At 45.0% G+C, this 23,305-nt stretch carries 19 protein-coding genes; 14 read left to right on the top strand and 5 right to left on the bottom strand.

What is annotated here, in order from left to right; all coding sequences use genetic code 11:
• Positions 1-74 precede the first annotated feature (74 nt).
• Positions 75-548, top strand: coding sequence for an SRPBCC family protein (locus AC1DCV_RS22455; RefSeq protein ID WP_441572875.1), 474 nt, complete (start codon positions 75-77; stop codon positions 546-548).
• A 16-nt stretch (positions 549-564) separates the two neighbouring features.
• On the top strand, positions 565-1,287 hold the full coding sequence (locus AC1DCV_RS22450) for a 2-phosphosulfolactate phosphatase (RefSeq protein ID WP_477025245.1): 723 nt from the start codon (positions 565-567) through the stop codon (positions 1,285-1,287).
• A 69-nt stretch (positions 1,288-1,356) separates the two neighbouring features.
• Here AC1DCV_RS22450 and AC1DCV_RS22445 read toward each other — a convergent pair whose 3' ends face one another.
• Together AC1DCV_RS22445 and AC1DCV_RS22440 are read right to left on the bottom strand one after the other, a co-directional pair.
• Positions 1,357-1,743 (bottom strand): DoxX family protein, encoded by a 387-nt coding sequence (locus tag AC1DCV_RS22445; RefSeq protein ID WP_477025244.1) that lies wholly within the window; start codon positions 1,741-1,743, stop codon positions 1,357-1,359.
• Positions 1,744-1,829: 86 nt separating this feature from the next.
• Positions 1,830-2,723 carry a helix-turn-helix domain-containing protein gene (locus AC1DCV_RS22440; protein ID WP_477025243.1) on the bottom strand — a complete coding sequence of 298 codons (894 nt, stop codon included), beginning with the start codon at positions 2,721-2,723 and terminating at the stop codon, positions 1,830-1,832.
• A gap of 85 nt (positions 2,724-2,808) precedes the next feature.
• On the opposite strand from AC1DCV_RS22440, the gene AC1DCV_RS22435 reads away from it, so the two are divergent.
• From AC1DCV_RS22435 to AC1DCV_RS22420, 4 genes are all read left to right on the top strand, one after another.
• Complete coding sequence (locus AC1DCV_RS22435; RefSeq protein ID WP_477025242.1) at positions 2,809-3,720, top strand: MBL fold metallo-hydrolase; 912 nt, start codon at positions 2,809-2,811, stop codon at positions 3,718-3,720.
• Between the two features lie 234 nt (positions 3,721-3,954).
• Positions 3,955-7,692: a DEAD/DEAH box helicase gene (locus AC1DCV_RS22430; protein ID WP_477025241.1), complete on the top strand. Its 3,738-nt coding sequence runs from the start codon at positions 3,955-3,957 to the stop codon at positions 7,690-7,692.
• A 185-nt stretch (positions 7,693-7,877) separates the two neighbouring features.
• Positions 7,878-8,429 (top strand): carboxymuconolactone decarboxylase family protein, encoded by a 552-nt coding sequence (locus AC1DCV_RS22425; RefSeq protein WP_477025240.1) that lies wholly within the window; start codon positions 7,878-7,880, stop codon positions 8,427-8,429.
• Between the two features lie 67 nt (positions 8,430-8,496).
• The gene (locus AC1DCV_RS22420) at positions 8,497-9,384 is read left to right on the top strand and encodes a helix-turn-helix domain-containing protein (RefSeq protein WP_477025239.1); all 888 of its coding nucleotides are present in this window, start codon (positions 8,497-8,499) and stop codon (positions 9,382-9,384) included.
• Positions 9,385-9,391: 7 nt separating this feature from the next.
• Here the strand turns inward: AC1DCV_RS22420 and AC1DCV_RS22415 are convergent, their stop codons facing one another.
• Positions 9,392-9,925 (bottom strand): DUF3267 domain-containing protein, encoded by a 534-nt coding sequence (locus AC1DCV_RS22415; RefSeq protein WP_477025238.1) that lies wholly within the window; start codon positions 9,923-9,925, stop codon positions 9,392-9,394.
• A 31-nt stretch (positions 9,926-9,956) separates the two neighbouring features.
• A complete protein-coding gene (locus AC1DCV_RS22410) occupies positions 9,957-11,006 on the bottom strand; it encodes a tetratricopeptide repeat protein (protein WP_477025237.1) in 1,050 nt (349 codons plus the stop codon).
• A gap of 249 nt (positions 11,007-11,255) precedes the next feature.
• Here AC1DCV_RS22410 and AC1DCV_RS22405 point away from each other — a divergent pair, with 249 nt between their 5' ends.
• The 8 genes from AC1DCV_RS22405 (at position 11,256) to AC1DCV_RS22370 (ending at position 20,265) form a co-directional block, all read left to right on the top strand.
• Entirely contained in the window at positions 11,256-11,600 is a 345-nt protein-coding gene (locus AC1DCV_RS22405; RefSeq protein ID WP_441572883.1) for a DUF7674 family protein, read from the top strand.
• Positions 11,601-11,708: 108 nt separating this feature from the next.
• On the top strand, positions 11,709-11,786 hold the full coding sequence (locus AC1DCV_RS22400; RefSeq protein WP_441573950.1) for a potassium-transporting ATPase subunit F: 78 nt from the start codon (positions 11,709-11,711) through the stop codon (positions 11,784-11,786).
• 54 nt (positions 11,787-11,840) lie between these two features.
• Entirely contained in the window at positions 11,841-13,553 is a 1,713-nt protein-coding gene (gene kdpA / locus AC1DCV_RS22395) for a potassium-transporting ATPase subunit KdpA (protein WP_477025236.1), read from the top strand.
• A 20-nt stretch (positions 13,554-13,573) separates the two neighbouring features.
• Complete coding sequence (gene kdpB, locus AC1DCV_RS22390) at positions 13,574-15,619, top strand: potassium-transporting ATPase subunit KdpB (RefSeq protein ID WP_441572885.1); 2,046 nt, start codon at positions 13,574-13,576, stop codon at positions 15,617-15,619.
• 25 nt (positions 15,620-15,644) lie between these two features.
• A complete protein-coding gene (gene kdpC, locus AC1DCV_RS22385) occupies positions 15,645-16,208 on the top strand; it encodes a potassium-transporting ATPase subunit KdpC (protein ID WP_477025235.1) in 564 nt (187 codons plus the stop codon).
• 128 nt (positions 16,209-16,336) lie between these two features.
• Positions 16,337-17,425 carry a porin gene (locus AC1DCV_RS22380; RefSeq protein ID WP_477025234.1) on the top strand — a complete coding sequence of 363 codons (1,089 nt, stop codon included), beginning with the start codon at positions 16,337-16,339 and terminating at the stop codon, positions 17,423-17,425.
• A 9-nt stretch (positions 17,426-17,434) separates the two neighbouring features.
• Positions 17,435-18,559 carry a sensor protein KdpD gene (locus tag AC1DCV_RS22375; protein WP_477025233.1) on the top strand — a complete coding sequence of 375 codons (1,125 nt, stop codon included), beginning with the start codon at positions 17,435-17,437 and terminating at the stop codon, positions 18,557-18,559.
• Positions 18,556-20,265, top strand: a complete 1,710-nt coding sequence (locus AC1DCV_RS22370) for an ATP-binding protein (protein WP_477025232.1) — start codon at positions 18,556-18,558, stop codon at positions 20,263-20,265. Before AC1DCV_RS22375 ends, AC1DCV_RS22370 begins: the two co-directional genes overlap by 4 nt.
• Here the strand turns inward: AC1DCV_RS22370 and AC1DCV_RS22365 are convergent.
• Positions 20,256-23,201, bottom strand: a complete 2,946-nt coding sequence (locus tag AC1DCV_RS22365; RefSeq protein WP_477025231.1) for a PAS domain-containing hybrid sensor histidine kinase/response regulator — start codon at positions 23,199-23,201, stop codon at positions 20,256-20,258. The two genes, AC1DCV_RS22370 and AC1DCV_RS22365, sit on opposite strands and share 10 nt — an antisense overlap.
• Positions 23,202-23,305 lie beyond the last annotated feature (104 nt).

The following is a 23,305-nucleotide window of genomic DNA, read 5'->3' as shown; positions in this document are numbered from 1 at the left end:
CGGTTAAAGTTGTTAATTTCGGTGCCTGGAAAGTTTTCAGTGCACCGGAATTTTTATATTTTATTACCATATCTATGCCTACCATTCACTTAACTACTGTCATCCATGCTCCGCTGGAGAGGGTCTTTGACCTGAGCAGGAGCATTACGCTGCACAAAAAAAGTATGTCGCACCGCCAGGAGGAAGCGATAAAAGGTCGTACCAACGGACTAATATCTTATAACGAAACAGTGACCTGGCGAGCAAAGCATCTGGGCAAAATGAGGGAGCTGACGACTAAGATCACCGCGATGCGCCAGAATGAGTTCTTTACTGATGAAATGACTTCCGGTGACTTTACCCATATGAACCATGAACATCACTTTAAAGAAATCGGCAACGGTACAGTAATGATTGATATCATGGATTTTGGAACGCCCTACGGCTGGTTCGGACGGGTATTTGAACGATTCTATCTGTGTAAATATATGACCAAACTCCTGCAGGAGCGTAACAATGCCATTAAGGGTTATGCAGAGAGTGAAAAGTGGAGAGTAATCCTTGATTAAAGTTAAAAGTAATTGAATGACAGAAAGCAACAAACCCAGCCTGGAAGTATGTTTATCTCCGGCTTTACTACATTTGTTTGATGTAAAAAACAGTATCGTAGTTATTATAGATGTACTACGTGCTACTTCTACCATTTGCACCGCACTATATAATGGTGCCTCCCGGGTAATACCAGTGGCCAGTGTGGAAGAATGTGTGAACATCGGCCGCGCCATTGGCGGCATCACCGCCGGCGAACGCGATGGAAGAATAGCAGAAGGACTGGTACACGGAAATTCTCCTTTTGAGTATCCACGTGAGTTTGTAGAAAATAAAACACTCGTTTTAACCACTACCAACGGTACCAAATTATTGCACATGGCGAAAGATGCCATACAAATCATTACCGGCTCTTTCCCTAATATCAGCGCCGTGTGTGATTACCTCATCGCACAAAATCAAAACGTTATTCTCGGCTGTGCTGCCTGGAAAGACCGTATAAACATGGAAGATACCCTGTTTGCCGGCGCCGTGGTAAGCCGCATTAAAGCACACTTTGATGTAAACTGTGATTCTGCTGTTGCCGCAGAAACGCTTTACGATACCGCCAAAGACGATATTTATACCTTTATGACACAGGCCTCCCATTACAAGCGCTTAGCGAATTATGGGCTGGAAAAAGATATACATTACTGCCTCACCGCAGATGGCGCTAATGTGCTGCCACTGTTTAGGGATGGGGAGTTGATTGCAGGATAATTTTCCTGCATTGGATAAAAGATGAGCGAAGATTAACGATGGGATCTTCGCTCATCTTTTTTAACCCTATCAGGCTGCCACGGACGAAACCTTGCCTTTATTCAGCGCAAAAAACGTGGTCACCAGCAACATCGTCAACGGATAAGATATTTCTGCAAAAGAAGCGCCACTGCTCACTTTAAAGATCGTGGCCACGACCATGGTTAAGAATAGACCGATCGCCAATGGTCTCACAAAAAATCCCGTGATCAATGCAAGGCCACCTAAGAACTCTGCCAGGGTAGCCAGTAAGCCAAATCCAACCGGGAAGAAATCAATTCCCACTGTTTTTAAGGTGCCACCCAGGAAGCCCCACGTACCGGGGCCGCCGGCCAGTTTCATGATACCAAAAATGGTAAATAAAACGCCTATGCCTATACGTAAAATAAGAAACGCCAATTTGTTGTTGTCTTTCATAGCAATTGTAGTTTAAGTAATACCACAAAAGTAGACTACCTCAACACACCAGTCGATGGATAAAAAGTGGTTTGTATTGTACTTTTTTACATTTGCTGTTCCTGTTCCCGGAATTGCTGTGGAGCTATACCCATATTTTTTTTGAAGAAACGATTAAAATAGGCAGGGTCTTCAAAGCCAATCTGATAGCCTATTTCCTTGATACTGAGGGTGTCTGTGAATAACAGTCGCTTGGCTTCCAGCAGCATACGTTCCTTTATAAGAGTGCCGGCGGTTTTGCCGGTGAGTTTTTGTACCAGTGTATTGAGCTGCCGGGGCGTAATATGCAGCCTGGCGGCATAGTCCTGTACTTCATGCAGTTCATGAAAATGCTGATGCAGCAGCTTTTTAAATTCCAGCAACTGTGTTTGTGGGATGCCGGGATGAAGATGTGTTTCCTGCAGGTGTTGTTTCCGGATACGCAGTATTTCCATCAGGATCACGCGGATATAGGAAAACAGGATATCTGCAGCACCATTGCCGGCCTGATCGTATTCCTGCAGGGCCAGCGTCATCAGGGTATGTAAGCGGGTGTATTCGGCTGGTTGCAGCTCAATCACAGGATAGGCTTGCAGATTGTCGAACAGGAAGTGAGCGTATAGCTGGTTGTCGGGGTCATTGCCACTGCTGAAAAACGGCTCGTTAAATTTCAAAGAAAAGCCCCTGCTGCCTTTGGTACGCACCAGTTCATGTACTTGCTCCGGCGATAACATAAATACAGCCGGTCCTTTGAATGGGTAAGGTGTGAAATCTACATGATGTATGCCTTCGCTGTCGTTCAGCAACATAATTTCATAATAGTCATGACGGTGGGGATATTGCCGTTTCATGATCTTTCCTTCATCGTTTATGCCCGCCACCAGCACATCTTTCAGTTGAGTGGGAATGTTGGCGGTAACGCCGTCGGATATACGATGAGATGGAATCTGTTTTCGCTGCATGTCCAAATGTACAAGAGATTGTTAGGTATGTCCATTGAGCCGGCTATCGGGCCGGCGTAGTTTTGTGGGGTAAAAATAATGGAATATGTCAGACGATACATCAAGAAGAAACTGGATCAGGCAAAGTACATTGGCAATGATGGGTTTGCCTGTTTTGTTTAAAAATCCCTATATTTTCAAGCCTAACGATAAAGAAGATACTATGACACACTATTTATGCAGCACCTGCGGGGTGCAATATGAAGCCAGTGCGAAGGCGCCGGAACATTGCCCTATCTGCGAAGACGACCGCCAATACGTAAATCCGGGGGGCCAAAGCTGGACCACCCTGGAGCAGGTGCAGAAAACGCATAAAAATATTATAGAGCTGGTAGCTCCCAATTTATATGCGATCTATTCTACTCCTGATTTTGCTATCGGGCAGCGGGCGCATTTGCTTATTACTCCCGGTGGTAACATCCTGTGGGATTGCATTGCTAACCTGGACGCCTCTACGATAAATATCATACAACAGCTGGGCGGTATCAAGGCGATTGCACTCTCCCACCCGCATTATTTTTCTACGATCGTGGAATGGAGCCATGCTTTTGGCAATATCCCGGTGTATGTACATCAGCTGGATGCGGAGTGGCTACAACGCCGTGATGAGGTGATTAAGTTATGGTCCGGTAATGAACTAACCTTGTGGGATGGTATTAAGCTGATGCTTTGTGGAGGGCATTTTGCCGGTGGTAATGTGCTTTACGCTCCTGCCGGCAAGGGCATGTTGCTCGTGGGTGATGTCATCCAGGTATCCTCCGATAGAAAAACGGTATCTGTGATGTATAGTTATCCAAATAATATCCCGTTATCTGCCCGGGAAATTAATGTATTGCATGCGGCGGTGAAACCCTTAGCATACGATGCCATGTATGGTGCTTTTGGAAAATATATTAAAACAGGTGCATCTGCCGCGGTAGATTTTTCTTTGGAAAGATACCTGAAGCGCATCCGTTAACCTATTAAAAGGTTGATAAACAAGCATCTATATTTGTAAAAAAAGATAGGGAAAAATTCCCGCTACTTCGCCATGGCAACCGGGGTGCGGTTCATGTCTTCCTGATGAGTGGCCTGCGGGTTATTAGAAAATTTCTGCTTACTTTTGTGGATTGCCTTTTTATCAGCTGTTAAGTTTTTTTGATATATCTATTAACCCTTTTGCTGATAATAAAAGTGGGCAACAACGTATAGTATGTCGCTACCCCATTTGCTAAAATATGTTTACAACAACGGCACTGATGAAGTGATCCGCAGGGGGAAGCGTATTTTTTCGGCCGGGGGCGTTGAACTCATCGAGGCAGACCCGGTACTGAAATCAGCTACCTTCCGCGTAAAGAGCGACACACATGCCAATTACTACCGTGTTTCCATCAGCAAGTATGGAGAAACAACAGGTATGTCCATCCGGTGTCAGTGCCCATACAACCTGGGCGACATCTGCCGGCACGAAGCAGCCGCGCTTTTCCAGCTACAGGAAATGCTGGATAAAAATCATTTCGAGAGCTTCGACACACAGTTTGATCAGCAGCACACGCTGATTAAAATGAAGTCTATCGATATCAAATCAATTAAACTCCTGACCTCCGGCGCTATCCTCGCCGAGGCAGAAGAAATTGCCAAAAAGCATCCCGCCAAAATAAAACTGGCCAAAGATGAAAAGGTAGAAGCCCTCCTGAAGCTGGATGGAGAAGAATTTCCGCTGATCATTCAACGGAATGAAGAACGCTTTTATGATACCCACTGCACCTGCGATGAAACAGAACATGCGCTGTGTGTTCATAAAACAGCCCTCTTCCTTCAACTGCTGCAGAAAAATGGTCCGTTTTACTTCGATACCCTCCGTAACTGGGATAAAGAGAAAAACAAACTGTTGTCCTTATATGGCTACTCCCTGTCAGATGACCTGAACGGGAAATTCGCCTTCTCTTATATGGATGGCAAACCATTTCTCCGCGTACTGGATCCTACCATTAAACGCGTAGATGGCGCTGCAGCAGGCAGACAGCCCGTAACGGCTCCCCCGCCACCGGAAGAAACCATTACCATTACACAACGGCTGGCAGCGGTTTTCAATGCCAACGAAACGTTGTATCCTTATTTCAAAATAGACCTGGTCAGCGGCGAAATAAACGATGAGCAAACTGCCTTCGTATCACTCGCCAGCAAACTGGATCTTACCAAATATGTAGACTTTTACCAGTACAAGGAAAAGGACAGGGAACTCATAGCGCCTATACGAAAATTACAAGGCAGTGAAGTGAGCAAATTCCTTAGCAAAAACTCTCCGTTTGCCGGCATCTGGGAAAATATTACGCACGAAAATGCGGAAGAGCTACCCACCGAAACAAAAGAGCTGATGCTGGAATACCTGCATCCTAAACTGGCCAAGCTGTTTCCTCAGCTGGCCGAGCACGGACTGGTATTTGCCCTGCCCAACAGGCAAGCCTTCAAAACAAAAAATTTACAACAGCTGCAAATAGGTGCCGACCGCCTCAAACTGGTGATCAAAACCCATACAGGCGATACGCATGTAGAAGTAAATTGTTACGTAAATATTGAAGGTGAACTGGTGAATGTAGCGGACAACGAATGGGAAAGTCCTTTGATGTTCCTTTACAAACAAGTGATTTATTTGTTTGAAAGTCCACAGGATGCCCTGCACGTGGAACTTTTCAGACAAAGCGGTAAACTGCGCATCGCTAACAAGGAATGGCCGGCTTACCTGAAAGATTACCTGCTGCCTTTAAGTCGTCAGTACGATATCCAGTTCGACAAAGGATTGCTGGCTGAGGTAGATGATATCATGCCTGAATCCCGCGTGTTCCTGAAAGAACTCGGCGAAACATTTATCATACAACCAGGTTTCGCTTACCGCGGCCAGGAAGTGGAATGGAATGATGAGAACAAGATCACTGTGCAGGAAGGCAATAAAGTACTCATCATCCATCGTAATAAAGAGGCGGAAGAAGAGTTTGTAGCCAAACTCCGCACCTTACATACCAACTTCGCTCAACACGATAACCACAACTATTTTTATCTGCGTGCTAAAGAAGCCCTGAAGAACAACTGGTTTTTCCTCTTCTTTGATGCGCTGAAAGAAATGAATGTGCGTGTGTTCGGATTTGATAACCTGCGCAACTTTAAATTCAGTTCGCATAAACCGGTTACCAATTTACAGATCAGCTCGGGCATCGACTGGTTTGACGCACAGATCGAAGTATTATATGGCGATCAGAAAGTAAGTATCAAGGATATTAAAAATGCGCTGGCCAACAAACAGAACTATGTTCAGCTGGCAGATGGCTCCCTGGGCCTGCTGCCGGAAGAATGGCTGCGCAAATATTCCCTGCTCTTTAAAGTCGGGGAAGAAAAAGATAAAGGTCTTAAGCTCAGCAAATACAACTTCAGCGTGATCGATGAACTGTATGAGTTTATAGATGATGAAGCAGTAGTACTGGAGCTGGAACAAAAGCGTCGCAAACTGCTGCAGTTCGATGAGATCCGCAACATTGCACTTCCTGAGAATTTGCAGGCTACCCTGCGGCCTTACCAGGAGAGTGGCTTCCAATGGCTCAACTACCTCGATGACATCAAATGGGGCGGTATTCTCGCCGATGACATGGGGTTGGGTAAAACCATTCAGGCCCTCACCTTCTTACAGTATTACAAAAACAAGAACGGTGGTAAAACAATGGCGTTGATAGTTTGCCCTACCACGCTGATTTACAACTGGGAAAATGAAATAAAGAAATTCACACCGGATATCAGACATCATATCCACCACGGTCCTGCACGACTGAAGTCGTCAGAAGAACTGGTGAAATTTGATGCTATTATTACTACCTACGGCACCTTGCGCAGCGATATTCAGTTGCTCATGAAAGTAGAGTTTGACTATGTGATTCTTGATGAATCACAGGCCATCAAAAATCCGCAATCCAAGGTTACCAAAGCGGCGCAGCTGTTACAAACAAAAAACAGGTTGGCGCTGAGTGGTACGCCTATGCAGAATAATACCTTTGATATCTATGCGCAGATGAACTTCCTGAATCCGGGTATGCTCGGTAGTGTAGACTTTTTCCGCAACGAATTTGCTACGCCCATCGATAAATTCCAGGATGAAGAAAGAAAAGAACACCTGCGTAAACTGATCTATCCGTTTATCCTTCGCCGTACCAAAGAACAGGTGGCGAAAGACCTGCCGGAAAAAATAGAAACGGTGATCTTCTGCGAAATGGATGCGGAACAACGGCATATTTACGATGCTTACCGTAACACTTATCGCTCCAAGATCCTCGGTGTTATTGAAGATCAGGGTATGGAACGTTCACAGCTCACCATCCTGCAAGGTTTGATGAAGCTGCGGCAGATTTGTGACTCCCCTGCTATCCTCAACGATACGGAGCAGTATCCGAATCACTCTGTGAAACTGCATGAACTTACCCGCGAAATATCTGAAAACATCGGCAACCACAAAGTGCTGATCTTCTCTCAATTCCTGGGAATGCTGGGACTGATCCGCGACCGGATGCAGCACCTGAAAATTCCTTACGAATATTTCGATGGCAGCACTTCTACAGTAGATCGTGAAAAAGCCATTCAGAACTTCCAGAACAACGATGAATGCCGCGTATTCCTGATTTCACTAAAAGCCGGTGGTGTGGGCTTGAACCTCACCGCTGCGGACTATGTATACATCGTAGACCCATGGTGGAACCCGGCGGTAGAGCAACAAGCAATTGACCGTACGCACCGTATCGGACAAACGAAAAATATCTTCGCTTACCGCATGATCTGTAAAGACACGGTGGAAGAAAAGATACTGCAGTTGCAGGAACGCAAGAAGTCACTGGTAAAAGAAATTATTTCAGACGACAGTGGTTTTGTGAAGAAGTTGACGAAGGAAGATGTATTGTATTTGTTCAGTTAACGAACAGTAGGTAAATAAGTGAAAAGGGGTGCCTCAGGTACCCCTTTTTTTATGTGTTCAGGTGTCCGGGGAAAATTGTCCATGCGATTGCGTTAATTCTGCATGGTATAGCCGGTTGCTTTGTATCAATTTTGTGCTATCAATAACAACTGCATAAAATCTTCACAAAGTAAAAACTTAAAAACATGGCACGATTAACTGCACTAAATCCTGACACCGCTTCCGGTAAAACCAAAGAACTGTTTAATGCCGTACAAGGCAAACTGGGCGTGGTTCCCAATATGATGCGTACAATGGGTAACTCCCCTGCCCTGCTGAACGGATACCTCCAACTGAGTGGGGCACTCGGTGGTGGAAGTCTTGGTACAAAAACAGGTGAGCTGATCGCACTCGCTGTAGGAGAAAGTAACAGCTGCGAATATTGCCTGTCGGCCCATACCTTTATAGGTACCAACCTGGTAAAAATTGACGCCGGAACTTTGGCTGCATCCAGAGAAGGTAAAGCGGCAGATGCCAGGACACAAGCTATCCTGCAATTTGCTAAAACACTGGTGAGCAAAAATGGTCATGTGAGTAATGAGGATGTTGATGCTGTGAAAGCGGCAGGTTTAACAGAAGGTGAAATTGGAGAAGTGATAGGGCATGTAGGATTAAATATCCTGACCAATTATTTTAATAATACAGCTGAAACGGAAATTGATTTTCCACCGGTAACAGCACATGCTACAATAGTTTAATTTTACGGAAATAAATAAGCAGGTGAAAGTGCACGCACCTGTTTATTATTAAACTGTTATCAGTATTATGGACACAGCTACTGCTTATACACTTACGGATCCGGCTACGGGAAACCTTGCCCTGAAACTATTTTCCTTTGAGAATAACAATCACTTTGACCATGTGCAGCGCAATAATTACTATTCTGTGATCTGGCTGCATCAGGGGAGTGGAACATTGAAATCGGATTTTTCATCTTACAACTTTGATGATAATAACCTGTTGGCATTTGCCCCTTATCAGCCGTTTATGTTCTGTACCACTTCCCGTCTGACCGGGGTGGCATTGCAGTTTCATCCTGATTTTTTCTGTATTCATATGCATCATAAAGAGGTGTCCTGTAATGGGGTATTGTTTAACAACATTTACCAGGCCCCCTATGTGAAGGTAGACAGTAGCGCAGCCGCTACTTTCAATATGATCATTGAGCAGATGAGGATGGAAATGAAGCATAAAGAGCTGGCGCAGTATGATGCGCTCATATCCTATCTTAAGATATTCCTGGTAACGGCTTCGCGGTTAAAGATCCAGCAGCAGGAGGAGTTGAATTTATTGTCGGATAGTCAGTACAAAGAACCCCTTATTTTACAACACCTCAAAGATGCTATTGAAGGTAATTATAAGGTGAAACACAGTGCAGGTGATTATGCGACACTGCTTAATATTTCCACGAAGGCCTTAGGGCGTATTACCAGGACGCATTTCAATAAAACCATTACCCACCTTATTGCAGAACGTATCATTGTAGAAGCCAAACGGGAACTGTATCTGACCAATAAGGCGGTAAAGGAAATTGCTTTCGAACTGGGTTATGACGACGAGTTTTATTTCAGCCGCTTTTTTAAAGCCAATACGGATGTGTCTCCGCAGATGTTTCGTAATACCGTGGGCTTTGGCCGCGCTGCCTCGTTATGACCCTTTTTTATGCACACAAGGAAATGATCAGCTTTGGTAGTCCGATTGCTACAAATATTCCATAGGCGAGATCCAGCCAGAAGAAGGAACCCAATGCACCAAGCAGAATTAATCCTGCTACGGGAACGGCCAGTACTTTAAGCCACAGCGGTGTATCTTTTCCATGCCACAGGGTTTCCCACATGCTTTTTGCATCACCGATGCTGGGAAAAGCGTGCATGGCAATGCTGATGCCAAGGTACAGTAATATATAATCGAACAAAGTACCAGACTGAAATTGTACCACCGGAATAGCGGCAGGGAATGCAATGATGAAGCCTAACAGGGTGTTTACGAAAAACGGCCCTATGCTGATCATCAGCTGATGTACCGGGTTGCGTGGTATTTCATGAATCACGTATCCGGCGGGATTAGCTACCTGGAAATATTTTACTTCAAATATGGCTACGCCAAACAAACGGCAAAAAAGCTGGTGTGCAAGTTCATGTACAATCACACCGGGGAAGGTGATCAGGGCAATGATGATACCAGGTACAAACATAATTTTAGTTTTTTTAGATGTTGGAAGAGGATTATCTGTAACTGATTTTGCCGCTGAAAATATCGGATAGTTCATTGGCAGAACTGTAGTCGCCATCACTATCCGCCAGCGATTTAACTTTTTCGTAAAAACGATCCCGCTCTTTTATGTTGTTATTGAAATGATAGGCTAACGATAGGGTATATATGGAGCTACGCGCTTCCGGTTCCAGTTCATACGCCTGCATTGCTTTGCTCAGGGCTTCTTTGTCCTGTTTTTGTTTCAACATTATCTTTGCGATGCCGGCAAAGGCATAGGATGCTTCTGCATTCTGTAAAAGAATGTCGTTAAATACCTGGATGGCTTTATCATATTGCTTTTCCTCCCGGTAAGTGTTAGATAGCCAGAGCATGGCATAGCGAAAATCGGGAGTATCCCGTACCAGTTTGCTTAGTACGCTGTCGGCTTTAGCGTAATTCCCCTGGTTATAGGCATAACTCCCTAGCATAAATCTGGCGCAGACATCGTTGTAATGTTTACTGCAATATTTATCTAGTGCCTGTTCATATTCAGGAGACTTCTCATCCAGTTTGGATAGAGACGTAGCGAAGCTGGTATCAATGAGTTTGAAGTACTGAAAACCAGCTGTTATACTGTTTACTTTATCCACGAGTTCCTGGTTTTCATTCTTCTTTCCCGACATCTTCTCCAACATACTGTCTACCACCTCCAGATCATCATTGTTAAAACTGGCTATAATGTAATGAGCACCAGCATCGAAATTGTCTGGAAATTGCTGCAACACTTGACCGAGCAATCTTTTTTCGGTGATGTAGTGATGTGTTTTCTCTGCTTTCAAGGCTTTCTGGTAAGTCACCCCTGCTTTAAAATATCGGGGCAAGTTGTACCCTGAAATCAAAATGAGTAATGCTACGCCGGCAGCAGCCCATTTCACGCTGTTAAGTATGGGGTATTGGCTGAACTTTTTTCTGCATTCTCTGCAAAGAGGAGTAGGATATCCCGGTTCAATTTCGGGATTAGTGCAATTATGGCAACCGGTTTTCGGGACCGGCGGCTGTGTTTCTTCATTGATTTCATCCATGGGTAAAATGGCTTTAGGTATCGGGAACGGGTATACTACAATAAGGCCGCAAGGTATTAAAAACACTTTCATTTTTGCATACACCCTACCATTTCTGCATGGTTTTCCGAAGCCTCTGTTCATCTCCTTCTTCCTGAATTGTTTTTTAAAATGTTGATAGTCAAATAAATAGGCCGAAAATAAACCCCGGTCCATTACGCTGGCATTCCAATGGCATTACCCTATTTGTATCAAAACAAATTGATCCAGATGCTACCAGACTCGAAAATCTCTCAGTTAATAGGTTTACAGATCCCGGGATTTACATTTCCCGCTGAGGAACAGGTACCTGCCAAAGGTTCCGTTAGTAAAGTGATTCACACTTTCGCCGATTATACCGGGCGTATGATACGTAGTGAACAATTACACGAGGTGAAACGTTGCTTCACTGTAGCGGGTGTACTGTATCATAATGGAAGTAATGCACTGCGCAACGCTATCGAGAGTGCATTTATGTATACGTTATCTCCGCTGATCTGCGGAAAGCATAAGGAATTACTGCCTTTATCTCTGAAGAACGTAAGGATCCAGCATTTACAAACAATTGCTATATAAAACAACCTTTTATGATGATGACTATTCTCTTGGTATTGGCGGGGTTGGCCTGCTTTGCCTTATTCTTTAAATCGGTAGACTATTTCGAAAAGATCTAACTCAACTATTATGACTGCATTATTTGTTTTATCACTTTTCGTTTTCGGCTACATGATATATGTACTGTTGAAACCTGAAAAATTCTGATTGGAGTAGTATCTCCCACGCCTATACGCAAAGCTTTTTTAACTAACTATAGAAATGACAACAGAACTTTTAGGCGTAATTGCCACCTATGGCATCACGCTGTTGCTAGCCTGGCCGCTGTCCAGGTACATCGTAAAAATATTCCGGGGTGAGCGGACCTGGTCCGATTTTATGTCGCCATTGGAACGCCTTTTCTTCAAAATTTCCGGGATCAATCCGAAAGAAGAGATGGACTGGAAGCAGCACATGAAAGCATTGCTGACAATTAACCTGGTTTGGTTTGTATATGCTTTCTTCGCGCTGTTTTTCCAGGATAAACTGCCGCTGAATCCGGATGGCAACCCGGGACAGTCGGCTGATCTGGCGTTTAATACCGCCATCAGTTTTGTGGTAAACTGTAACCTGCAACACTATTCCGGCGAAACAGGGGTTACCTATTTCACGCAATTATTTGTACTGGCCTTCCTGCAATTTGTAAGTGCCGCTACTGGTATTGCCGCCCTCATAGTAGTGTTTAAGGCGATGAAAGAAAAAACGACTACCAAGCTGGGTAACTTCTGGGATATTTTCCTGAAAACAATTACCCGTATCCTGTTACCTCTCAGCATTGTCATTGCACTCATCTTTATATTTAATGGAATGCCTGCCAGCTTCGCCGGCAAAGATACCATTGTAACCATGCAGGGTGATACCGTGAATGTATCCCGTGGTCCGGTGGCCGGATTTGTGGCTATCAAGCACCTGGGAACCAATGGTGGTGGCTTCTTTGGGGCCAACTCCGCGCACCCGCTGGAAAATCCGAATTACGTTACCTGGATGACAGAAATGGTGGCACAGGTAGTGATACCTATTGCGATGGTTTTTGCATTGGGCATGTTTATACAGAAAAGAAAGTTCGCCAATGTCATATTCGGGATCATGACCATTGGGATGATATGTTTACTGATCCCATCGATGCAGCAGGAAATGGCTGGTAACCCGGAAATTGCCAAAATGGGCATACACCAGGTCACGGGGGCCATGGAAGGCAAGGAGGTTCGATTTGGTGCCGCAGCTACCGGGTACTGGAGTACGGTGACCACTATTATATCTACTGGTTCCGTATGTGGCTGGCACGATAGCACCATGCCTATGACCGGTTTGATGCAGTTGCTGGGTATGATGCTGAACTGTCTTTATGGTGGTTGTGGTGTAGGTATCCTGAACTATTACATCTACATTATCATCGCAGTATTTATATCAGGACTCATGGTAGGCCGTACACCGGAATTCATGGGGCATAAACTGGAAGCGAGGGAAGTAAAGATTGCAGCTATCATTACGCTGTTATCACCCTTCCTGATCCTGGCTGGTACAGCGTTATCTGCCTTTATGTTATCGCATCATCCGAATGCGGATTGGGCAGTGAAGCCGTCGGCATGGCTAAACAACCCCAGTTTCCATGGCTTCTCTGAAATGCTGTATGAGTATACTTCTGCCAATGCCAATAACGGTTCTGGTTTTGAGGGTTTGGGAGATGGTAACGTATTCTGGAACGTTTCTACCGGATTTGTACTGATCCTCGGCAGGTTCCTGCCTATTATAGGACCGGTGGCGATTGCAGGTTTGATGGCTTCCAAGAAATATGTGCCTGAATCTGCCGGTACACTGAAAACAGATTCACTCACTTTCGGCGCCATGACATTTGCTGTGATTGTTATTCTCACTGCCTTGTCTTATTTCCCGGCGCTGGCACTGGGTCCTATCGCAGAGTATTTTTCCCTGTAATTTTTTAATGACTGACTACCATGAAGCATGATAATAAATTGTTTCCGAAAGACCTGGTGATGGAGAGCCTGAAGCAGTCCTTCGTGAAGCTGAATCCAAGATTGATGATTAAAAACCCGGTGATGTTCACCGTGGAAATAGGTACCGTTGTAATGCTGATAGTAGCGCTGTATGCGCTGTTTACCGGTGCCAAAGATCAGGGCAGCGCGGCCTATAACGTAGCGATATTTGTAGTGCTTTTCCTCACCGTATTATTTGCCAACTTCGCAGAAGCCATTGCAGAAGCACGTGGTAAAGCACAGGCAGAAAGCTTGCGTAAAACAAGGGAAGAAACACCCGCTAAAAAAGTAGAACTGATCGGTGAAATATTCACCAACGAAATAAAAATCGTTTCTTCTGCTACCCTGCGTAAAGGCGACATCTTCGTATGTGAAGCCGGCGATATTATCCCCGCAGATGGTGAGATCGTACAAGGTCTTGCCAGCATTGACGAATCAGCCATCACTGGTGAAAGTGCACCGGTGATCCGGGAAGCCGGTGGCGATAAGTCCAGCGTAGTAGGCGGTACCAAAGTATTGTCCGACCATATTAAAGTAAGGGTGAGCACCGAACCTGGTGAATCATTCCTGGACAAAATGATTGCCCTCGTAGAAGGCGCCAGCAGGCAGAAAACGCCGAATGAAATTGCGCTCACTATCCTGTTGGCTAGTTTCACGCTGGTGTTTATCATTGTATGCGTAACGCTGAAACCTTTTGCAGACTACGCACAAACGCCTATCACCATTGCCGCATTCATCTCTTTGTTTGTATGTTTAATTCCTACTACGATCGGCGGTTTGTTATCTGCCATCGGTATTGCAGGGATGGATCGTGCACTGCGTGCCAACGTGATCACCAAATCCGGTAAAGCGGTAGAAACCGCCGGTGATATCGATGTGTTGTTATTGGATAAAACCGGTACCATCACCATCGGTAATCGCAAGGCTACTAACTTCTACGCTACCAACGGTATTTCCAGTGAAGAATTCATTCGTCTCTGCGCACTCAGTTCCTTATCTGATGAAACACCGGAAGGTAAGTCCATCGTGGAATTGGCCGGTAAGGACGTAGTAAATAAATTATCTGTCAGCGGCGCCAGCCTGGTGAAATTCACCGCTGAAACCCGCAGCAGTGGTATTGACCTGCCCGATGGTAACCGTATCCGTAAAGGAGCTTATGATGCCATTAAACGACTGGCAGAAAAAGAAGGATTTAGCTTTCCTGCAGAAACCCTGGCGAAAGTAGAAGCCATCTCCAATGATGGTGGTACCCCGCTGGTGGTATCGCTTAACAGTAAAGTACAAGGTGTTATTGAATTACAGGATATCATCAAACCAGGTATCAGCGAACGTTTTGACCGTTTGCGCAGAATGGGTGTGAAAACGGTGATGGTGACAGGTGATAACCCACTCACAGCTAAGTACATTGCTACCAAAGCCGGTGTGGATGATTTCATCGCAGAAGCCAAGCCGGAAGATAAAATGAGTTATATCAGGAAGGAGCAAAATGAAGGTCGCCTTGTAGCCATGATGGGTGATGGTACCAACGATGCTCCTGCCCTGGCACAGGCCGATGTAGGCGTAGCAATGAACAGTGGTACCCAGGCGGCGAAGGAAGCCGGTAACATGGTGGACCTGGATAACGATCCTACCAAGCTGATTGAAATAGTGGAAATCGGTAAACAGTTGCTGATGACACGTGGTACACTCACCACTTTCTCTATTGCCAATGACGTGGCCAAATACTTCGCTATTGTGCCTGCCTTGTTTGTGACGTCTATACCTGCATTACAGGGTATTAATATCATGAAACTGCATAGTCCTGAAACAGCTATTTTAAGTGCGGTTATTTTCAACGCCATCATTATCCCGATGCTGATACCGCTGGCATTACGCGGTGTGGCTTACAAGCCTATCGGCGCCAGTGCCCTGCTCCGCAGGAACCTGCTGATATATGGTGTGGGTGGTATCATTGCGCCTTTCATAGGTATCAAGTTGATTGATATGCTGATTGCGCTTTTCATGTAATTCTAAATGATAAAAATTTAAAGAGATGAAAAAATATCTTTGGCCTTCTGTAAAACTCACTTTATTACTGGTGGTATTGCTGGGCGGAATATATCCTTTGTTCCTGGCTGGTGTAGCCAAAATGGCTCCTGGTAACGGGGATGGTATAAAGGTGGTGCGTAATGGTAAAGTAGTGGGTTATGAAAATATTGCACAGAAATTTTCTGACGATAAATATTTCCAGCCCCGTCCTTCTACTGTAGATTATAATGCTGCCGGTTCCGGTGGTTCCAACAAATCGGCTGGTAATCCTGACTACCTGAAAACGGTGCAGGAAAGAATCGACACCTTTATGGTGCATAATCCGGATGTAAAAAAATCCGATATCCCTGCAGAACTGGTGACTGCTTCTGCGAGCGGTCTTGACCCACACCTTACGCCTGAAGCGGTATACGTACAAATACCACGTGTGGCTAAACACAGAGGTATTGCTGCTGACCGCCTGAAACAACTGGTGGATGCCAACACCAAAGCACCTGTGCTGGGCGTACTGGGACTGTCTACTGTTAATGTGTTAAAATTGAATATCGCGCTTGATGAGTTGAAGTAAATTAAGCGTTGTCCTGTTATTCCTTTCGCCTGTGAATATCCTATGATGAACTATCTTGCCTGGCAATTCGTCGCAGCGGATTGCCAGTGATTACAACACGAACAACCTATATTAAAAGTCAACTTGAAATGAAAAAAATTCTATTACTGGCCGGCGCAATGGCAGCAGCCATTACTATGTTCGCCCAGGAGGCACCAAAGACGGAGAAAGAAAAAGACAAGGGTAAAATCACCTTTTCCGGATATGCAGAAGCATATTACAGCTATGATCTTAATCAGCCGGCAAATCATACCAAGCCCGGCTTCCTGTATAATTTCAATCGCCATAATGAGCTGAATCTGAACCTGGCCATGGTGAAGGCCAACTATACCTCCGATCGTATACGCGCCAACGTAGGCCTGATGGCTGGCACCTATCCGCAATACAACCTGGCAACAGAACCCACTTTGATGCAGTATGTATACGAAGCCAATGTAGGTATTCGTGTAGGTAAAAACGTTTGGATTGATGCGGGGGTAATGCCGGCACATATTGGTTTTGAAAGTGCCATCGGAAAGGATTGCCCTACCCTCACCCGCAGCATACTCGCAGAGAACTCTCCTTATTATGAAACAGGTGCAAAGGTAACCTGGACGCCCAATGACAAATGGTCTTTTGCCGCTATGTACCTTAACGGATGGCAGCGGATCAAGAAAGCAGATGGTAATCAAACGCCTAACTTTGGTACACAGATCACCTTTAAGCCATCGGATAAAATATTGCTCAACTGGAGCACCTATATCGGTAATGATCTCCCGGATAGTGTACGCCAGATGCGCTACTTTAATGATGTTTATGGTACCTTTAGTATTACGGAAAAATTCAGTCTCATTGCAGGATTTGACTTTGGATTACAACAGAAAGCCAAAGGCTCTTCCGATCTGAACAGCTGGTACAGTCCTATTGTAATAGGCAGGTATGCATTTACAGATAAATTCGCCATGGCAGCACGCGTGGAACATTATAACGATCAGCACGGAGTGGTGGTAAACAGCGGTACACCAAATGGTTTTCAGACTACCGGCTACTCTTTGAACGTTGACTTTACCCCGGTAAATAATGTAATGTTCAGATTGGAAGGAAGAACGTTTGATGGGAAAGACAAAACATTTATGAAGGGAACCGAAATGAAAAATACCAGTACATCGATCACTGCATCGCTGGCAGTATGGTTCTAAGCACATAACATGACAGACAAAGAACACTCCGTACAGCATTTTCTTAACCTGGCAAATCGCGCCGGCAGAGGTAAGTTTAAGATATATATCGGCATGAGTGCCGGTGTGGGAAAAACATATCGCATGCTGCAGGAAGCACATGCCATGTTAAGAAATGGGGTGAACATCCAGATAGGTTATATCGAAACGCATGGGCGTGTGGAAACACACGCCCTGCTGGATGGTTTACCCCAGATACCCCGCAGACAGGTATTCTATAAAGGAAAGATGCTGGACGAGATGGATCTCTCCACCATATTATTACTGGCGCCAGACTGGGTGGTAGTAGATGAGCTGGCACATAGTAATATTCCCGGTTCTAAAAATGAAAAGCGCTGGCAGGATGTGGTAGACCTGCTGAATGCCGGTATTAACGTGCTTTCTGCGGTGAATATTCAGCACATCGAAAGCATTAACCAGGAAGTAAAGTCCATTACCGGCGTGGAAGTACAGGAGCGTATTCCCGACCTGGTACTGCAAATGGCAAATGAAGTAGTAAATATTGACCTTACCGCTGATGAGTTAATTACCCGTTTGAAAGAAGGTAAGATCTATGATCGTTCCAAAGTAGAGAGTGCCCTGAGTAATTTCTTCCAGGCAGATAAAATCCTGCAGCTGCGGGAACTGGCGCTGAAAGAAGTGACCACACAGGTAGAAAGGAAGGTAGAGACAGAAATTCCACGTAACCTGCAAATGCGCCATGAAAGCTTCCTGGCGTGTATTTCCACTAATGATGAAGTAGCCCGGAAAGTAATCCGTAAAACAGCCAGACTAGCGGCCTATTATCATGCAGACTGGTTTGTATTGTATGTGCAGGTACCTGGAGAAAGCTCTGATAAAATAGCGCTATCTGCCCAACGTCATCTTATTAATAACCTGAAGCTGGCTACAGAGCTGGGCGCCGAAGTAATACAGGAGCATAATGCCAAAGTTTCAGAAGCTATCATTAACATTGCATTACAGAAACGGGTCACTACCATTTGTATGGGAAAGCCGCATATCAGTCTTTTTCGTATCATTTTGCGTACTAACCTGTTTAACCAGTTATTAAAAACGCTTTCTTCCAACGATATTGACATCATCATATTATCATGAGTAAGTTCAGATTAAAAACAAAGATCACCCTGGGGGTATTGTTCCTCTACATCATGCTGTTGGTGGTGAGCATTCTCGGTTATTACTATCTGAACCGCCTGAACGAAAAAGCAAAATTTATCCTGAAGGATAACTACGAATCGCTGGAATACTCTAAGAATATGCTGGTGGCGCTGGAAGATTTGCCGAAACACCGGGATGCCGCTATGGCGGCGTTTTCTGGTAATCTGAAAAAGCAGCAGGCCAATGTAACAGAACGGGGTGAGAAAGATGCTACTACAGAAGTAACGCGCATTTTTGAGTTGCTGCGTAAAGATACCACCACAGATGTGGGCGCCATAAAAAAAAGTATTTATACCATCATGGACCTTAATATGGCTGCCATTGTTGGTAAGAATGAAAAGGTGAAAAAAACAGCGGACAACGCGCTGATGTATATTGCCATTATCAGTGGCGTTTGCTTTTTACTGGGATTTACTTTTGTGTATAACTTCCCTGGTTATATTGCCAATCCTATTCATGAACTTACAGAAGGAATTAAAGGTATTGCCAATAAACAATATAGTAAACGGCTCTATTTTACCTCCGGTGATGAATTCGGGGATCTGGCTACCGCGTTTAATACCATGGCGCAGCGCCTGGACGACTATGAGCACAGCAATCTTGCACGTATTATGTTTGAGAAACAACGTGCAGAAGCGGTGATAGGCAGTTTGAAAGATGCCACTATTGGCTTTGATGTCAATAACATTATCCTGTTTGCCAACACACAGGCATTGCAATTACTGAGTATGCAGGAAGCAGATGTAATCGGACAACCTGCAGAAATAGTGTCTAAACGTAATGACCTGCTACGTTTCCTGGTGAGTACCCAGGAGAATGCACCACTTAAAATTGTAGTAGATGGCAAAGAGTGTTTCTTTACCAGGGAAACAACAGATATGCAGCATGAAGGAAAGCGTATAGGCTACGTAGTGATACTCCGTAATATTACCTCCTTCAAAGAGCAGGACATTGCCAAAACGCATTTCATTGCCACTATTTCTCATGAGCTGAAAACCCCGCTGGCAGCATCTGATTTCAGTATTAAGCTGTTGGAAGATGAAAGAACAGGTACGCTCAGCGCCGAGCAGAAAGAATTGGTAGACAGTCTGAAACAGGACAACCGGCGCATGATAAAAATAGTGAGTGAGCTGCTGGATTTGTCGCAGGTAGAAAGTGGGAATATACAGTTACAACCGCAGCCGGTAACCGCATTGAACATTGTGCAATACGCCATGGACACAGTACAGAAACAAGCCGCACAGCGGGAAATAGTTATTCGTACAGACGTTCCCGATAGTTTACCCAAGGTATTGGCAGATGTGGAAAAAACAGCCTGGGTACTGGTGAATTTGCTCACCAATGCCATTCGCTATTCCGCTCACGGTGGCGTTATTGACCTGGTAGTGACCAGCACCGGCACCGACATGGTTTCTTTTGTGGTGCAGGATTACGGAAAAGGTATTCCGGTAGCTTTCCGTGGCCGGATCTTTGAACGGTTCTTCCAGGTGCCTGGCATGAAAGGTCATAAAGGCAGCGGGCTTGGCCTGGCTATTTCCAAGGAATTTATTGAAGCACAGGGCGGCATTATCGGGGTAGATAGCGAAGAGGATAAAGGCAGTCGTTTTTATTTTACCTTACCGGAAGCCAGTGTTCAGCATTGATCTATATGTTCTTTAATCAGGTGTGCATGTTTATAATAGATCTGCATGATTTCGGTGAGGCGAGGTAGAATCGTATCCAGGTTTTCTTCGAGGCGGGCATCCCGTTCTATGGTATAAGCTACGTTGGAAGCTTGTTGCAGGCCTGCCACGTTGAGGTTAAATTTCATCTGGTGTGCCAGCATATATAGTGGTTGCCAGTCCTGTTCATCCACCAGGGTATTCATCTCCGAAAACTTTTTAGGAATACTGTCGAGCAGGTCTTCCAGCAGGATTTTCACGTGTTCCTTTTCGCCTGACATCATCTTATACACCGTGGAAAAATTCAGGGGATTGGGAGGTGTTGTTTCTGTTGCGGCTTTCGATGGTATTTCCGGAACCCGCTCTCCCAGCCCTTTCAGAATTTTGTGAAAAAGATCTTCTCTTTCAAATGGTTTGGATATATAATCGTTCATTCCTGCCTCTAAGCAACGTTCCTTTTCTCCTTTCAGGGCAGAAGCAGTCATGGCAATGATATAGGTTTGAATGCCTTTCTGGCGTATGGCCTGCGTGGTTTGGTATCCGTCCATACCGGGCATTTGAATATCCATGATGATGCAATCGTAGGATTTATAATCCACCATTTCCAGGCCTCCTTTGCCACTGTTCACCACATCTGTTCTGGCGCCGGCGTTGCGTAGGGTGTGAAATACCACCTGTTGATTAATTTCATTATCCTCTATCACGAGTATCGTTTTTCCCTGAAGTGGTTTATCGATATGAATGAGGTTTCCCTTCTCATCCTTATTGATGATTTCGCCTTTATTCCTGGTAAAGGGGAGTTCAAAATAAAAGCAGGCGCCTTCATCCAGCTGGCTATCCACGTGAATAGATCCATGTTGTAGCTCTATCAGCTCTTTGCTGATGGCGAGTCCCAGGCCGGTGCCGCCAAATTTTCGTGCGTTGTCAGTATGTGTTTGTGAGAAACTTTTGAAGATAAGATCATGTTGTTCCGGGGCTATGCCAATACCGGTATCTTTTATTTCAAAGCCCAGTTTAAGGGTAGCTGCTGCTTTGTTTTCTTCTACGAGAGATACCTTCATCATTACTTTTCCGTGATGGGTGAACTTGATTGCGTTTTCCACGAGGTTGGTCAATATCTGGTTCAGTCTTATTTCATCGCCCAGCAGGTAAGTGGGAACTGCGCTGTCGATTTCATCGAAGAAGGAAAGTCCTTTTTGCTGGGCCTGTAGTTTCAGCGGGAACAGTGCGTTGTCGATGACCTCGTATACATCAAAGGGTTCATGTTGCAGATGGAGTTTGCCAGCTTTTATTTTGGAGAAATCGAGTATTTCGTTGATGATGACCAGCAGGTGACTGGCGGATGTTTTAATGGCGCCAGTATATTCCAGTTGGGAAGGTGTTAGCTGGTGTTGTTGCATGAGCAGGTTGGTCATACCAATGATCCCGTTCATGGGGGTACGGATTTCGTGGCTCATGTTGGCCAGGAACATTTCCTGTGCATTAATGGCTTCCTGTGCCAGGGCGTTGGCGTTTTCAACGGCTTTGATATAATTGGCTTTTTCTGTGAAGTCCTGTCCGATGCCGCAGATGCCGATCATTTCGCCATTTGCGTTTCGCAGTGGGAATTTGGTGATGAGGAAATGGTATTCTATACCGTTTACTGTGATGATATCTTCTGCTTTCACTCTTGCTTTTGTGGCCAGCACTTCCCTGTCCAGTAGGGCATAACGGGCAACCCAGTCATAGGGTAGTTCTGCATCTGTTTTACCGATGATATCTTTTTTGGCTACGCCCATCATTTCCGTAAAGCGGTTATTGACCAGCAGGTATTTGCCTGGCATATCTTTTATGAACATCATGGAGGGCATATAATCCAGAATGGCGTCCAGTCGTTGTTGCAGGTACATGGCCTGGTCATCGTTTCTTTTTTCCTTGTCTATGTCCCGGACGATGCATTGAAATTCTTTCACTCTGCCATCTTCCCCGTAGATGAGGGCGGCCATTTGTTCTACCCACTTTTTGCTGCCAGACTTGGTGATGATTTCAAATTCCTGGAAGGTATAGTCATCGCCGGTTTTCACCTGGTTCATATAGAATTCTTCCAGCCGGTGGTGGGTGTCTTCATCCAGGAACAGGGAATAATGTTTGCCTGTCAGCTCTGTTGGGGTGTAGCCGGTCATTTCGGCGGCGCGTTTGCTGACAGAGGTAAAGATGCCGTCTACCTGGGATTTGAACAGGATAAGTTCTGTTTCTTCTGCAAGCCGCATAAACGACTGTTCTCTTTTGTACAGGCGGTTGGTTCTTTGTTTCAATTTCAGAAAGAGCCGGTATATGTAGCGGGATTCTCCTAATAGGAGAATAAGCGTAAAGAGGCTGATGGTGATCGTTGTCAGGAAGGAGTACCAGGTGTATAGATTGTCGTTGTCTACCCGGGCAATGAGTTTACGCCGGTTTACCTCGAGATATTCCGTCACCTGCTTCATGAGATTGATCCGTAAGTCGTGTCCTTTTTCCGCCGTAATAAGTTGTTTTGCGAGTGCTGGCTGGGTGGCAGCTGTCGTAAATATTTCGTTGTTGTAGGCGATTTTTTCCAGCATCACGGTTTCCAGGCTGGCCAGTATTTTTTGAGAGGCAGTATCATTTTCCGAATTATTCCTGATGTTTTTCAGCGTGGTTTTCATGCTATCCGGTAATCCGTAGCTGCTGGCAGGCATGATAGTTTTATCCATGATCAGCATATCGCGGATGGCGTTGGTATAGCTATTATCCATCATGGCAATGCTCCTGACCCTGTCGATCATGACATTGGTTTGTACCATCAGTTCAGAAGCGCTTTTACTCCTTTTCTGCACCATCCAGGCATAGTATACAAATCCGGCGAGTGCCATAAACACTACCAGGACAAGTACCAAAACTGTATTTACAATTTTTTTCATGCGTAGTTTTTCAACGACTCATTAAAAGCATTGGCAGGGGTTATGACCTTAATGAAGGATTATTTATTCAAATTAGGATTTTTTGCGGCAATATTGTTGTTCAT

The sequence above is a fragment of the Chitinophaga sp. 10T418 genome (assembly GCF_056394125.1).
Note: the sequence above shows the minus strand (reverse complement) of the source record. Positions and strands in the feature narration are given on the sequence as shown.